The sequence below is a fragment of the Novosphingobium sp. PP1Y genome (genome assembly GCF_000253255.1).
Taxonomy (GTDB): Bacteria; Pseudomonadota; Alphaproteobacteria; order Sphingomonadales; family Sphingomonadaceae; genus Novosphingobium.
Window position 1 is genome coordinate 53894 of record NC_015580.1, and the last position, 13830, is coordinate 67723.

Here is a 13830-nt window from a genome sequence, read left to right on the forward strand (position 1 = left end):
AGCGTCGAGAGCTTAATGCGTTGCGATGGAAGCGGAAATTGGCTCGGCGGAATCAAAAACGGCGGTAAACAGACCGTTTACCGCCGTTTCGATTGGTTTCAGCAACACTGAAAGCCGTGCCTCAATACTTCTGCTGACGCTCGTAGAGGTCGCGGTAGTGTTGAATTCTTGTCACACGAAGGCCCTGCATGCCCGAGCGGTCCACCGCCCGTTGCCAGGATGCGAACTCTTCCAGCGTGAGCTGATAACGTTCGCAGACCTCGTCGATCGTCAGCAGGCCGCCATTGACGGCAGCGACGACCTCGGCCTTGCGGCGCACGACCCAGCGCGTCGTGTTTGGGGGCGGCAGCGACTCAATCGTCAGCGGCTCACCAAGCGGCCCGATCACCTGGGCTGGGCGAATCTTCTGGTTCTCGATCATCGTTACCCTCGTCCGCCGGTATTGTTGTCGCCGGCAACTGGTGCGACCTTGGCCCCGTCAGGCTTGCCATTGGCTGAAACTTCAAGGTTAACAGGCCTTGAGCGTAGCCCGTAAGTATTCAGCAACGATGCAGCTTCACCTGCAAAACTGCCGCGAGTCCGCAAGCGGACCGGTGTGCCTTCACCGTTCAGGATCGTCCGCACTTCATGGGCCGCGAACAGACGCGTTCGCAGGTCGTTCCAGTCGGGAGCCGATGGGAACCCCGTGAACTCCTCGCTCGTGCGACCCAGCGCATGCCCTGCTGTGCAGGTTTCATGATCAAAGGCGATGTTCATGGAACTGCCATACGCTAGACATGGTGAAAGGAGGGTAAAGATGCCTCTGCGCAGTTACCTCCCGTTTCCGGTCCAGCGGTTTCGAATTCGCGCTGAAAGGTAGGAAATCCGCGCGTACCCCTGTATGGGGCCACGCATGAATGCGACTCCCGATATTGCCGGACTGCTCGACAGGCTCGATCCGTCCGTCCTGTTCCAGCTGCCCGAACCGCTTTCCGAGCGCCGTATCGTCGTGGCGATGTCTGGCGGCGTGGACAGTTCGGTCGTGGCCGCGCTGGCGGCTGCGACGGGCGCGGAGACCATCGGCGTCACCCTGCAGCTTTACGATTACGGCGCGGCGACCGGGCGCAAGGGCGCCTGCTGCGCCGGCGACGATATCCGCGATGCGCGCGCGGTGGCAGACCGGCTGGGCATAGCCCACTATGTCTTCGACCATGAGAGCAGCTTTCGCGAGGAAGTGGTCGAGCGCTTCGCCGACGATTACCTTGCGGGGCGGACCCCGATCCCCTGCATCCGCTGCAACATGGGCCCCAAGTTCACCGACCTGCTGACGATGGCGCGCGAATTGGGCGCCGATTGTCTGGCGACCGGGCACTACGTCCAGCGCGTCCTCGGCCCGGCCGGGTCCGAGCTGCACCGCGCAGTCGATCCGGCACGCGACCAGAGCTATTTTCTTTACGGTACGACCGAGGCACAGCTCGACTTCCTGCGCTTTCCTCTGGGCGGCTTGCCGAAGACAGAGACGCGCCGGCTGGCCGAGGCGGCGGGCCTGCGCGTGGCGGCCAAGCCGGACAGCCAGGACATCTGCTTCGTACCCGACGGCGACTACGCCAGGATCGTGCGCCAGGTGCGTCCCGAGGGCGAAGCGCCGGGCGAGATCGTACACGCAACCAGCGGCGAAGTGCTGGGTGAGCATCGCGGGATCATTCACTATACCGTCGGCCAGCGCCGGGGGCTCGAGATCGGCGGCCAGCCCGAGCCGCTCTATGTCGTGCGCCTCGATGCCGAGACGCGCCGGGTCCTGGTCGGCCCGCGCCGGCTGCTCGGCGTTGCTGCGGCGCGGATTTCGGAGACCAACCGCATCGGGCCGCTGACCGACGCGCCGCTGACCGCTAAAGTGCGCTCGCTGGCCAAGCCGGTTCCGGTTACGCTGGAAGGTCCGCTGGGCGAAGGCGCGGGCACCGTGATCCGTTTCGCCAGCCCGGAATATGGCGTCGCCCCCGGGCAGGCCGCGGTGATCTATTGTGGAGAGCGCGTCGTCGGTGGCGGCTGGATCGAGGAAACCGAGGCGGCCGAAGTCATTCCGGCCTGATCTGCAGACGGCCTAGTCGTCCCACGGTTCCAGCTGGCAGCCGCGTTCTTGGCTATAGGTTGCCCTCGAACTTGCCAGCAGCGGGACTCTGGCGGTCAGTGACTTGGTCTCGGCATCGTCGGAGAGGAACATCAGGCTGGCGGTGCGTCCCAGACCCGCAGCGGCAATATCGCCCTTGCAGCTGTTCAGGTCGCGATTCGAGACGAAGCGGCATACGCAGCCGACGCGCGCGCCATAGGCCGCGCTGACCCGCGCCTGCGCACCCAGACTGTTCCACGAAAATGCGAGGGCGGTCCCCGCAACGGCCAGCACCAGCAGCACGAGATTGCGCTTCCAGCGCGCAGGCTGCCTGTCACCAGTCGTATTTACCTTGGCTGTTGCCATCCGCTCGCGCCTCGCACACTACACCGCGCATCATGACGGTGCGCCGCCTTCCCCATATCCTCGCCTTCCTTGCCCTGCCAACCCTGTGGGGATGCAGTAACAGTGGAGCAGATGCGCCGCCGCCGGCCAGCGCCGAGGCGCTGGCCGCGATCAAGAACGAAGGCGGGGTGCCCCGCGATGCCCTTGGCCGCGCGATCGACCGCCTGTTCGACGACGAGGCGGTCGGGCGGACCGATGCGCTCGTGATCATGAAACGCGGCGCCGTGATTGCCGAGCGCTATGGGCAAGGCGTTTCTGCCAGGACGCCGCTGCAGGGCTGGGCCATGGGCCAGTGTGTGACGGCGCTGATGATCGGCCAACTCGTCAGCGACGGACGCCTGCGGCTGAACGAATCGGCCCCGGTCCCTGCATGGCAGCGCCCGGGCGATCCGCGCGGCGAAATCACTCTCAAGCAGCTGTTGCAGATGCGTTCGGGCCTGCGCCACAGCGAAACCGGCGATGCCGGGCAAGGCGACGTCGCGCGCCAGTCGGATCGCATCCGGATGCTGTTCCTCGATGGCCGCGACGACATGGCGGCCTATGCCGAAGCGCAGCCGCTCGAAGCGCCGGCCGGACAGGTCTTCGAGAATTCCTCCGCGAGCGCGGTGATCCTGTCCGACCTCGCCGCGCGGGTGATCTCGCCCGACAGCGATCCGGGCCGCCGGCGCCGGGCCGTCGAGGAATACCTCGACAACCGCGTGCTCGACCCGCTCGGGCTAAAGACCATGCGCGTCGAATATGACCGGGCGGGCACGATGATCGGTGCGGCCATGGTCGATGCCTCGGCGCGCGATTGGGCCAACCTGGGCGAGTTCCTGCGCCACAACGGTTCGGTAAAGGGCGCACAGATCCTGCCGCGCCGCTGGGTGCAGTTCATGCTGGCGCCGAGCCCGCGCAATCCGGGCTATGGCGCCGGGGTCTGGCTCAACCGGGCCGAACCGGGCGAGAACGCAAGGCTCTATCCCGGCACAGCCAAGTCCGACGTCTTCGCCTGCCTTGGCGAACATGGCCAGTACGTCATCGGTTCGCCGAGCCAGTTGCTGACGGTGGTGCGGCTGGGAGCCAGCGACGTGCAGCAGGAGCAGGCGCTGCATTACGAATTGGGCGCTCTGCTGGCATTGTTCCCCTCGAACTGAGGCAGGCCGCCTATTTCGAGGCTTCGACCCGGATCGGGGGCAGGACGTCCTTGCCCGCAGCGCCCACTTCATCGACAAGGCCGTCGGGATCGGTGTGGATCAGGATCTCCACATCGGGGAATTCGGCGTGAATGGTCGCCTCGATGTCGTCCATCACGCGGTGGGCCTGGCGCACGGTCATGTTGGCATCGACCCAGACGTGAAACTGCACGAAGTGCTTGTTGCCCGAAACGCGCGTGCGCAGGTCATGGACCCCGCTGATATCGGGATTGTGGGCAATCAGCTCCAGCACGCGCTGCTTCTTTTCCTCGGGCCATTCGTGGTCCATCAGCTGGTTGAGGACGGCCTTCGAAGCGTTCCAGGCGCCCCACCCCAGCCAGAGGGCGATGCCCAGGCCGAACACCGGGTCAGCGCCGCGCAGTCCCGCGTACTGGTCGAGCACGAGCGCTGCGATCACCGCGACGTTGAGGAGCAGGTCCGACTGGTAGTGGACGCTGTCGGTATGGATCGCGAGGCTCTTGGTCTTTCGGATCACGTAGCGTTGCCAGGAAAGCAGCGCGAAAGTGACGACGATCGCGACCGCCGAGACGCCGATGCCCATGTCGGCCGCTTCGACCCGCCCGCCGGACAGGAATTCCTCGATCGCGCGGGCGGCGATGCCCAGCGCCGAGATCGAGATCAGCAGGATCTGGAACAGGGCGGCTATGGCTTCGGCTTTGCCGTGGCCGAAGCGGTGCTTGTCGTCCGCCGGCTGCGAGGCGATCCACACGCCCAGCAGCGTGGCCATGCTGGCTACGAGGTCGAGCGTCGTATCGGCAAGGCTGCCGAGCATCGCGATCGAACCGGTTGACCAGGCGGCCCATGACTTGAGTGCCAGCAGGAACAGGGCCGCACTGATGCTGGCAAGAGCGGCGCTGCGGTTCAGACCGGCCGATTCGTGATCGTGATTCAGGCTCAAGTGCTGGACCTCACGGGTAGAGCAGGGTGCTGGACCATGCCGAGGCATGGCCGTCCGTCGTTACTTTGCGCACGAAACGGCGGCGCTCGTGCAGGCGATAGGGGCGATCATGCCAGAATTCGATGGCGCTGGGCACTACCCGGAAACCGCCCCAGTGCGGCGGGCGGTCGACTTCGCCATGCGCGAACCTGTCGCGCGCGGCTTCGTAGCGGGCCAGGAAGGTCTCGCGGCTGTCGAGCGGGGCCGACTGGTCGGACGCAACCGCGCCCAGTTGGGAATCGCGCGCGCGCGAGTGGAAATAGGCGTCGGCCTCGGCATCGCTGACCGGCTGGAGCCGGCCTTCGATGCGGATCTGGCGGCGCAGGCTCTTCCAGTGGAACAGCAGCGCGACGTTGGGGTTGGCGGCGATCTCCTGGCCCTTGCGGCTGTGGCCGTTGGTGTAGAACACGAAGCCATCCGGGCCGTAGCCCTTGAGCAGGACCATGCGCACCGACGGCAGGCCCTCGGGGGTCGCAGTAGCCAGCGCCATGGCATTGGAATCGTTGGGCTCGGCTTCGCGGGCCTCGTCGTACCACGCCGTGAACAGCGCAAAGGGGTCGCCGTGGGGGATGACCTCGCGGGCCTGTTCAGCTTCCATGGAAATATCCTGTCGGGTTGAATTCATCGAATGCGGCTGCGTCGATTGCGACCAGGCTTGTCCCGGCCCCCGCGCGTGTGAAGCAAGCGCGGCCATCCTGCCTTGATCGGGGACAATCGGGGCGCGCAATGCATACCATGGGAATGCCAATAGCGGCCTGTCCCCCCGTGGGAAAGTCGCCAGAGACGCAACCGTTCACACAGCGCTTGCCGTAATCCAATTGGACACCTAGCTAAATGTCACCATGGCAGCAGATCCTTATACCATTCTAGGCGTTTCGCGCGGGGCGAGCGAGAAGGACATCAAGTCCGCATATCGCAAGCTTGCGAAGGAGTTTCATCCCGACGCCAACAAGGACAATCCGAAGGCCGCAGACCGCTTCAGCCAGGTCACCGCGGCTTATGACCTGCTTTCCGACAAGGCCAAGCGCGCGCAGTTCGATCGCGGTGAGATCGATGCCGACGGCAATCCGACGATGGGCGGCTTCGGCGGCCCGGGCGGTGGTTTCGGCGGCGGACCGGGCGGCCAGCGCGGTTTCGGCGGAGGCTTCGGCAGCAACGACGGCATTGACCTCGAAGACCTGTTCGGCGGGATCTTCGGGGGTGGCGGCCCACGCGGCGGCGCCGGCGGTATGGGCGGCATGGGAGGAATGGGCGGAGGTCGCGGGCGGGCGCCGCGCGGTGCCAACGTGTCCTACCGGCTTTCCGTTTCGCTGACCGACGCGGCCGAACGCAAGGACCAGCGCATTACCCTTTCCGATGGCAAGACCATCGACCTCAAGCTGCCCGCCGGAGTCGAGGAAGGCACGCAGATGCGCCTTGCCGGCAAGGGCGAGCAGGGGCCGGGTGGCCCCGGCGATGCGACCGTGACGGTGCATATCCAGCATCACCCGTTCTTCCACCGCGACGGCGACGACTTGCGGATCGATCTGCCGATCACGCTCGACGAGGCCATCGCCGGAGCCAAGGTCAAGGCACCGACGGCATCGGGCGCGGTCATGCTCTCGATTCCACCCGGGGTCAGCTCCGGCAAGGTCCTGCGTCTCAAGGGCAAGGGTTTCAGCCGCAAGGACGGTTCGCGCGGGGATCAGCTCATCACGCTCGAGATCGTACTGCCGGAAAACGACAGCGACCTTGCCAAGCGGCTGGAGGGCTGGCGCGACACCCGTGACGTGCGCGGCAAACTTGGCGTGTGACGGCCCAGGACCTATGACTGCCCGGTGCAGGTCGAACAGCCTATAGAACAGGATGACCCGCTGGACCGGGTCATGGCGGACCTCTCGCCAGAGTCCCGGCGGCGCGAGGCGCTGCGACGGCGTGACCGGATCAAGGATGAGCTGCGGCGCCGGGCCGGGCCGGGCTCGCGCTTTTTCGCCGTCCTGCGCAGGGTTTTGTCGGGGGCGTGGCACGACGGCTTCATCCACGCCGGCAACCTTGCCTACATGACCCTGCTGGCACTGTTTCCCTTCTTCATCGCCCTGGCCGCCATTTTCTCGGCGCTCGGCGAGCAGGCCCGGCTCGACGCTTCGATCGATGCCCTGCTGATCGCGGTGCCGCCGCGCGTGGCCGAAGTGATCGACCCGGTCGCGCGCGACGTCGTGGCGGCCCGGCACGGCTGGCTGCTCTGGGTCGGCGGGCTGTTCGGCCTGTGGACCGCGACCAGCCTGATCGAGACGATCCGCGACATTCTCCACCGCGCCTACGGCATGGCAAAGGACAGGGCCTTCTGGCGCTATCGCCTGTTTTCCACCGGTCTGATTTTCGGATCGGTGATCCTGCTGCTGGTTTCGCTGTCATCGCAGGTCCTGATCGGGGCGATCGAGGAAGTCCTGCTTGTGCTGTTTCCCCGCCTCGATTCGGTGATCGACCAGATCATGGTCTCGCGCACGATCTCGACTGCCACGCTATTCGGTTCAATTTACACGCTTTTCTACCTGCTGACGCCGCGGGCCTACCAGCGCGGGATCTATCCCAAGTGGCCCGGCGCCGCGCTCGTTACCATCTGGTGGCTGCTGGTCGTCTGGTTGCTCCCGCAGGTGTTGCGCAATTTCTTCGTTTACGATCTGACGTACGGAAGTCTCGCCGGAGTGATGATCGCGCTTTTCTTTTTCTGGCTTGTCGGACTAGGGATGGTCGTGGGCGCCGAACTCAATGCGGCGCTCGCGGAATCGCCGGAAGAGCGCGAATTGCTCAGGCGGGCGCGGGCGTCCTCGGCCCAGGACGATAACGAAGTACAGGATGAACACGAATGACCGGTCTGATGCAGGGGAAACGCGGCCTGATCATGGGCCTAGCCAATGACAAGTCGCTGGCCTGGGGCATTGCCAGGAAGCTGCATGAACACGGCGCCGAGCTGGCCTTCTCCTATCAGGGGGAAGCACTCGCCAAGCGCGTGAAGCCTCTGGCTGAAAGCCTTGGCAGCGATTTTCTCGTCGAATGCGACGTGGCGAACATGGAAGCGGTCGATGTGTGCTTCGACCAGATCCGTGAGCGCTGGGACACGATTGACTTCATCGTCCACGCCATTGGCTTTTCGGACAAGAGCGAGCTGCGCGGCAAGTACGTCGATACCAGCCTCGAAAACTTCCTGATGACGATGAACATTTCCGCCTACAGCCTCGTCGCGGTGACGAAGCGGGCGATGGAAATGATGCCGAATGGCGGCTCGATCCTGACGCTGACCTATTACGGCGCGGAAAAGGTCGTGCCGCACTACAACGTCATGGGCGTGGCCAAGGCCGCTCTCGAGACTTCGGTGCAGTACCTTGCCAACGATCTCGGCCCGCAGAACATCCGAGTCAATGCGATCTCGGCCGGTCCGATCAAGACGCTGGCTGCCAGCGGCATCGGCGATTTCCGCTACATCCTGAAGTGGAACGAGCTGAACTCGCCGCTGCGCCGTAACGTCACGATCGAGGACGTCGGCGGTTCGGGCCTCTATTTCCTCTCGGACCTCTCCTCGGGCGTGACCGGCGAGACGCACCATGTCGATGCCGGCTACCACGTCGTGGGCATGAAGCAGGAAGATGCTCCCGACATTGCCCTGACCTGAGTTTCGGGCAAGATCGGAACGCGAACCGAAAAGTAAAAAGGCCGGGAGCGATCCCGGCCTTTTTCATGTTCGACGCCGCAGCCCGCCGCGAAAGGCGGACCGGCCGCGCTTACTTGTCTTCGGATTCATCAACCGGCGTGGCAATGGTCGCGGTGCCGCTCTTGTCTTCGGCGGCGTCGGTTTCTGCCTGCTGGCGCTGCTTCTGCTCGAGATAGGCCTTTTCGGCCGCCTCGACCCGCTTCTGCTGCGCGGCCGCTTCGGCATCGATGGTCGAGAGCCGCTTGGCGCGTTCTTGTGCGATCAGTTCGCTGAATTTCACGTCGGAGGCGTTGGCCTTCTCGGCATAGGCCTGGTCGATCAGCTTCTGGGTGCAGCCTAGCGCGCCACCGCCGCCGACCGGAGAGCAGCTCATCGTGCCGAACGCGCCGACCGTTTCGTAGGCTTCCACCCGGTTGGTCCAGGCTTCGGACTTGGGCGAATCCACACCGCGCAGAGGTTCGGGAATGCGGTAGCGTTCCGCTTCGGCCTTGCGCGCGCAGACGGTGATCTCGTTGCCCGACGATTCGGGGCAGGGATCGTCGCCGAAGACGATGACCTGGTTGACTTTCTCGCCATCGTCCTCTTGCGCGGTGGCAGGAGCGGCTGCGAAAGTCAGGCCCGCGGAAAGGGCGGCGAGGGCTGCGGCGGCAGTCAGGAGGCGGGCCATCGGTTATGCTCCATGCATCGGATTGATCGTTATCGGTCAGGATATAGGCCAGACCGGCCTTGAACGGTAGGTGAAGCCAGGAAGAAAGCCCTGACGCGGATCAATTTCTCCTGCGAAGCGTCAGATGCGCTCGGACAGCTTGATGGCCGCGCGGCAGCCCAGCCGGATAGCGTTGAACAACAGGGGATAGGCGGGCGCCTGCTCGGCCCCGGCGGCCAGTGCGGCGTCGCGATGCTCGCGCTCGTCATCGCGGAATTCGCGGATCGTCTCTCGCAGTTCAGTGTCGTCGTCGCCTTCCAGCTCTTCGAGTTGCTGGGTGTAGTGGCGGTCGATCTCGGTTTCGATTGCGGCGGTGCAGGCCATCGCGGCCTTGGGGCCCAGCAGTGCGGTTGCCGCGCCCAGCGCATAACCGGCGACGGACCACACCGGCTGGAGCAGGGTGGGGCGCACGCCTCGCTCGGCGATCATCGCATCGAAGCGGGCGCGGTGATCGGCTTCCTGCTCGGCCATGCCGGCGATCTCGCTCGAATGCTCAGCGCGGGTACCCATGACCGCGAGCTGGCCTGCGTAGATGCGCGTGGCGCCATATTCGCCGGCCTGATCGACCCTGAGGATCCGGGCGTTGCGTTCCGATTTCGCGTCCATGCCTGTGTCCAAACCTTGTGCCTTATACCTTTTCGGGCGCCGTAAGCTGCACTTTGCCGTTCATCGCGATCAGCGCGAAGACAAGCAGGGCCCCGCCGGTGGAAATGAGGAAATTCCAGCCCGCCAGCGAAATGCCCCACAGGTCCCAGGGCGCCACGTCGCAGCGGATCACCGGGGCCTTCATGATCGCGGCAAGGGGATCGCCGCCGCCGTCGAACACGCTGGCGGTGCAGGCGGTGACGCCATGCCACCAGCCATATTCGACTCCGGCGTGAAAGCCGCCGATCAGGCCTGAAACGAGCACTGCCAGCGCGGCGATCGCCACCAGCGGCGCGACCGGTCGCCAGAAAAAGGCAAGCAGGGCGAACGGTATCGCGATCATGTGCGGATAGCGTTGCCACCAGCACATCTCGCAAGGGTAGAGGCCGAAGCCGTACTGGCTGAGGTAGGCGCCGCCCAGCAAAGCCAGCGGAATGGAGAGCGCAAGCAGGCGGGCGGCGCGCAAGGGCGTGGCGACGGCGACGGTCATATGTTCAGCTTTCCCGTGTCCGGCCCGCTCAGTTCTTCTTGTCGGATGGCGCATTGGTTGCGAGCGCCGGCTTGCCGGCGGTGCGCTGCAGCGTCGCGATCGCGTAGTGAAGCTGGAAGTCGTCGATGCCCTTTTCCTTCAGCTCCTCGGCCGAAACCTTGAAGCGCGGATCGTCCATCTTGTCGTTCTCGAGGTCCTTGTCCTCAAGCGCGGCCTCGTTGATCAGGTGGCCGCGCAGGTCGGATTCGCGCACAGCCCGTTCGGCGCGAGCCCTTGCATCGGGATCTGACATCTGCGGCACCTTGATGTCGGGCACGATGCCGCCTTCCTGCACCGAGTGGCCCGAAGGCGTGAAGTAGCGCGCCGTCGTCAGCTTGACTGCGCTGTTCTTGTCGAGCTGGATGAACGACTGGACCGACCCCTTGCCGAAGGTGCGCTCGCCCATCACCACAGCGCGGTGCTGGTCCTGCAGCGCGCCGGCCACGATTTCCGAGGCCGAGGCGGAGCCCGCGTCGACCAGGACGATCACCGGCATGCCCTTGACGACGTCGCCGCGGAACATGGTTTCGGCGCGATAATACTGGTTCTCGCTGGCGATGCGGCCGCGCTGCGAGACGATCACGCCCTTGTCGAGGAACAGGTCCGAGAGCGCCACGGCTTCGTCGAGCGAACCGCCCGGATTGGAGCGCAGGTCGAGCACCAGGCCGTCGAGCTTGCCGCCCGCCGTTGCCGCCTGCTTCTTGAGGTCGGCGATCGCCTTGTTCACGTCGTTGCCGACATCGCGCGAGAATTCGTTGACCGAGATGACGCCGATGTCGTCCTTGAGCTCCCAGGTCACCGGCTCGAGTTCGATGACGCCGCGAGTCACGGTGACGTCGAAGGGTTCGTCGCGCCCGGGGCGATAGATCGTCAGGCGGATCGAAGTGCCGGCCGGGCCGCGCATCTTGGACACGGCCTCGTCGAGGTCGCGTTCGTAGTAGAGCACGCCGTCGAGGTGGGTGATGTAGTCGCCCGCCTTCACTCCGGCCTTTTCCGCCGGGCTGCCCTTGAACGGCGAGACCACCTTGACCGCGCCGTCATCCTCCACGACCGAAAGGCCGAGGCCGGAATAGTTGCCGTCGATCATCGTCTCGAGCCGCTGCAGCGAAGGGCCGTCGAGATAGTTGGAGTGCGGATCGAGGCTGGCGAGCATGCCGTCGATGGCGCCCTTGAGCAGCTTGTCGTCGTCGACCGGGTCGACATAGTTCTGCTTCACCAGTTCGTAGATGGTGAACAGCTTGTCGAAACCCGGATTCACGCGGCTGTCGACGGCCGACAGGCCGGACGTTGCCACCGGCAGGACCGCAACGGCGGAAACCAGCATGGTCGCGCGCAGGATGGATCTGATCTTCATCGGGCTTGACTGCCTCTCGTTCGTCACGCCGGCCGCAGCCGGTCTTGGCACATGATCGCGCATATTACCGGGCCTTTGCGCCAATTGCCAGCGATGCGGCCTTGGCCCTCGGCGCGGTGTGGAGCAGCGATCCTCGTCACTGCACTATAGCGAGCGGATATATTGCAGGGGATTAACGGGTTCGCCCTCGCGCCGCAGTTCGACGAGGACTTGCGGCTGGCCGGGCCCTGTCATGCCCAGCGGCGATCCGGCCACCACCCGTTCGCCGACATCGACGTCAAGGCGGGCGAGGCCGGTGACCAGCGAGGTCCAGCCGCCGCTGTGTTCGATGATGACGATGCGGTCGTAGCCGCGGTAGGGCCCGGCATAGGCGATGCGTCCCGGCGCGGGGGCGACGGCCTGGGCATTGGCCCGGGTCGCCAGGGTGATGCCGCGCGAACGGTTGAGCCCGGGAGCATCCTCGCCGAATCCGGTCACGACGCGGCCGGTGACGGGAAGCATGTAGGTGGGAAGACCCTCGGGCGGGGTGACGAACTGCGAGGAGGCGATCACTTGCGCTTCCTCGGGGCGCGGCGGACGCATGATCGGTCCGGGCAGTGCGGCCAGCTCTTGGCGCAGTTCGCCTTGCCGCCCCATCTCGTCGACGAGATCGCTCAGGTCGCGGGCCTTTTCGGCCAGGGCCAGGGCGCGTTCGCTTTCGCGCGCGGCAACGCCGGTAGCCTCGCGGCTGGCCAGCCGCTGGCGTGCTTCCAGGGTTGCCAGTTCGCGGCGCCGTCGGCGCATTTCCGCCTCGGCCATCTTCAGGTCGTTGGCCGCGGCCTGGGCATTGCGCTCCAGCGCCCGGCCACGCTCGATCTCGCTGCGCAATGAGGCGGTACGGCGCTGCACTTCGGGCAGCATCGTATCGAGCAGGGCGCGAAGGTAAACGGCATCGCGCACCGATCCCGGCCGCAGCAGGGCGAGCAGGGGCGGGCGGCGCGACAGGCGCTGCAACGCACCGGTCAGCCCGGCCAGCGGTGCCTGCCGCTCGGCCAGACGCGCGCGCAATTCGGCTCTCTGCGAGGCGACCAGCCGGACTTTCGCCGTCTGTACCGCAATGGCGGCTTCGGTCTGCTGGATGCGGGCGGCGACCGCAGCGGCCTCGCGCGCGGTCTTCTCGGCCTGCTGGGTTACCTGCCGCGCCTGCTTTTCGAGCTTTTCGGCGCGCTCGCGAGCGGCATCGCCCTCGCGGCGCGCGGCCAGCATGTCTTCCTGCGCCCGGGTGGCGTCGACCGCGGGATTGAGCACCGCGAATGCACCCACCTGGCTCAGCCCGCGGCCTGCCACCATGGCGGCGCACAGCCCCAGGCCGGCAGCGGAAACGAGCAGGATCTTGCGCGAAGCGGGCGTCACACCCGGTTAACTAGAGCGCCAATGCGCAAAAGGAAATGATCGGCGCAAGGCCGAGCTGGGGAAGATTCACGCGGGCTGCCCATCGTGCAGTGGGTGCCAACGAAGAAGGGGCCGGCGTTCCCACGCGCCGACCCCTCTACCGATCCCGTCTACGGGGTGTGCACTCAGCGTGCGGCGGCGGCCTCGTCGGTCGTCACCGGGGTGATCTTGATTTCCACGCGGCGGTTGAGCGCGCGGCCCTCGGCGGTCGAATTGTCGGCTACCGGGTAGTTCTCGCCCATGCCCTGGGTCTGGATGCGAGCCGACGACACGCCGCGCGAAATCAGGTAGCGCCCGACGGAATCGGCACGGCGCTTGGACAGGTCCATGTTGTACGCGTCCGAGCCGGTCGAATCGGTGTGGCCGTACACGTCGATCAGGCTGTTGGGATACTGGATCATGCTCTGCGCGACCTTGTCGAGCGTCGCTTGAAACGAGGGGCTGATCGCGGTGGAATCCACGGCGAAAGTCACGTCGGGCAGGTTGACGAGAATGCCGTCGCCTTCCTGGCTGACGTCGACGCCGGAACCGGCGGTCTGTTCCTTCAGTTCCTTGATCTGCTTGTCCATCTGGTAGCCGACCACGCCACCGGCGACGCCGCCGATGCCCGCGCCGACGATGCGCGCGGTCTTGCCGCCGATCACGCTGCCCAGAAGATAGCCGAGCCCGGCGCCGCCCACGCCGCCGATGGCCGTGCGCGAGACCTTGCGTTCGCCGGTGTTCGGATCGGTGACGCAGCCGGACACTGCGATCAGCGAAATGGCGGCGGCTGTTGCCGTGAACAGGCGAGTTCGTTTCATGGTCTTGGCCCTTCCTCTGTATATCTCTGTCTGCGCATTCATCTGTGTGATAG

General features: G+C 65.6%; 16 protein-coding genes. 5 read left to right on the forward strand and 11 right to left on the reverse strand.

Annotated features, from left to right (window positions below; all coding sequences use genetic code 11):
• Positions 1 to 121: 121 nt before the first annotated feature.
• Both PP1Y_RS06395 and PP1Y_RS06400 read right to left on the reverse strand, forming a co-directional pair.
• Positions 122 to 421 (reverse strand): DUF1153 domain-containing protein, encoded by a 300-nt coding sequence (locus PP1Y_RS06395; RefSeq protein ID WP_007012660.1) that lies wholly within the window; start codon positions 419 to 421, stop codon positions 122 to 124.
• Positions 422 to 423: 2 nt separating this feature from the next.
• A complete protein-coding gene (locus tag PP1Y_RS06400; protein WP_041558632.1) occupies positions 424 to 756 on the reverse strand; it encodes a hypothetical protein in 333 nt (110 codons plus the stop codon).
• Positions 757 to 892: 136 nt separating this feature from the next.
• Here PP1Y_RS06400 and mnmA point away from each other — a divergent pair, with 136 nt between their 5' ends.
• Positions 893 to 2068, forward strand: coding sequence for a tRNA 2-thiouridine(34) synthase MnmA (gene mnmA / locus PP1Y_RS06405; protein ID WP_013831511.1), 1176 nt, complete (start codon positions 893 to 895; stop codon positions 2066 to 2068).
• 12 nt (positions 2069 to 2080) lie between these two features.
• Here mnmA and PP1Y_RS06410 read toward each other — a convergent pair whose 3' ends face one another.
• A complete protein-coding gene (locus tag PP1Y_RS06410; RefSeq protein WP_013831512.1) occupies positions 2081 to 2452 on the reverse strand; it encodes a hypothetical protein in 372 nt (123 codons plus the stop codon).
• A 32-nt stretch (positions 2453 to 2484) separates the two neighbouring features.
• Here PP1Y_RS06410 and PP1Y_RS06415 point away from each other — a divergent pair, with 32 nt between their 5' ends.
• On the forward strand, positions 2485 to 3627 hold the full coding sequence (locus PP1Y_RS06415; protein WP_013831513.1) for a serine hydrolase: 1143 nt from the start codon (positions 2485 to 2487) through the stop codon (positions 3625 to 3627).
• A gap of 10 nt (positions 3628 to 3637) precedes the next feature.
• On the opposite strand, the gene PP1Y_RS06420 is transcribed toward PP1Y_RS06415, so the two are convergent.
• Both PP1Y_RS06420 and pdxH read right to left on the reverse strand, forming a co-directional pair.
• Positions 3638 to 4579 (reverse strand): cation diffusion facilitator family transporter, encoded by a 942-nt coding sequence (locus PP1Y_RS06420; RefSeq protein WP_041559173.1) that lies wholly within the window; start codon positions 4577 to 4579, stop codon positions 3638 to 3640.
• A gap of 16 nt (positions 4580 to 4595) precedes the next feature.
• The gene (gene pdxH, locus PP1Y_RS06425; RefSeq protein WP_013831515.1) at positions 4596 to 5222 is read right to left on the reverse strand and encodes a pyridoxamine 5'-phosphate oxidase; all 627 of its coding nucleotides are present in this window, start codon (positions 5220 to 5222) and stop codon (positions 4596 to 4598) included.
• A 244-nt stretch (positions 5223 to 5466) separates the two neighbouring features.
• Here pdxH and PP1Y_RS06430 point away from each other — a divergent pair, with 244 nt between their 5' ends.
• The 3 genes from PP1Y_RS06430 to fabI all read left to right on the forward strand — a co-directional run bounded on the left by PP1Y_RS06430 (position 5467) and on the right by fabI (position 8273).
• The gene (locus PP1Y_RS06430) at positions 5467 to 6417 is read left to right on the forward strand and encodes a DnaJ C-terminal domain-containing protein (RefSeq protein WP_013831516.1); all 951 of its coding nucleotides are present in this window, start codon (positions 5467 to 5469) and stop codon (positions 6415 to 6417) included.
• Positions 6418 to 6489: 72 nt separating this feature from the next.
• On the forward strand, positions 6490 to 7473 hold the full coding sequence (locus tag PP1Y_RS06435; RefSeq protein WP_013831517.1) for a YihY/virulence factor BrkB family protein: 984 nt from the start codon (positions 6490 to 6492) through the stop codon (positions 7471 to 7473).
• The gene (gene fabI, locus PP1Y_RS06440; RefSeq protein WP_013831518.1) at positions 7470 to 8273 is read left to right on the forward strand and encodes an enoyl-ACP reductase FabI; all 804 of its coding nucleotides are present in this window, start codon (positions 7470 to 7472) and stop codon (positions 8271 to 8273) included. Before PP1Y_RS06435 ends, fabI begins: the two co-directional genes overlap by 4 nt.
• 109 nt (positions 8274 to 8382) lie before the next feature.
• Here fabI and PP1Y_RS06445 read toward each other — a convergent pair whose 3' ends face one another.
• The 6 genes from PP1Y_RS06445 to PP1Y_RS06470 form a co-directional block, all read right to left on the reverse strand.
• Positions 8383 to 8979, reverse strand: coding sequence for a hypothetical protein (locus tag PP1Y_RS06445; RefSeq protein ID WP_007012670.1), 597 nt, complete (start codon positions 8977 to 8979; stop codon positions 8383 to 8385).
• 120 nt (positions 8980 to 9099) lie between these two features.
• Positions 9100 to 9624 carry a demethoxyubiquinone hydroxylase family protein gene (locus PP1Y_RS06450; RefSeq protein WP_007012671.1) on the reverse strand — a complete coding sequence of 175 codons (525 nt, stop codon included), beginning with the start codon at positions 9622 to 9624 and terminating at the stop codon, positions 9100 to 9102.
• A gap of 22 nt (positions 9625 to 9646) precedes the next feature.
• On the reverse strand, positions 9647 to 10153 hold the full coding sequence (locus PP1Y_RS06455) for a disulfide bond formation protein B (RefSeq protein WP_013831519.1): 507 nt from the start codon (positions 10151 to 10153) through the stop codon (positions 9647 to 9649).
• A gap of 28 nt (positions 10154 to 10181) precedes the next feature.
• A complete protein-coding gene (locus PP1Y_RS06460) occupies positions 10182 to 11546 on the reverse strand; it encodes a S41 family peptidase (protein WP_038577482.1) in 1365 nt (454 codons plus the stop codon).
• 144 nt (positions 11547 to 11690) lie between these two features.
• Positions 11691 to 12938: a murein hydrolase activator EnvC gene (locus tag PP1Y_RS06465; protein ID WP_041558634.1), complete on the reverse strand. Its 1248-nt coding sequence runs from the start codon at positions 12936 to 12938 to the stop codon at positions 11691 to 11693.
• 164 nt (positions 12939 to 13102) lie between these two features.
• Positions 13103 to 13777, reverse strand: a complete 675-nt coding sequence (locus PP1Y_RS06470; protein ID WP_013831521.1) for an OmpA family protein — start codon at positions 13775 to 13777, stop codon at positions 13103 to 13105.
• Between the last annotated feature and the right edge of the window lie 53 nt (positions 13778 to 13830).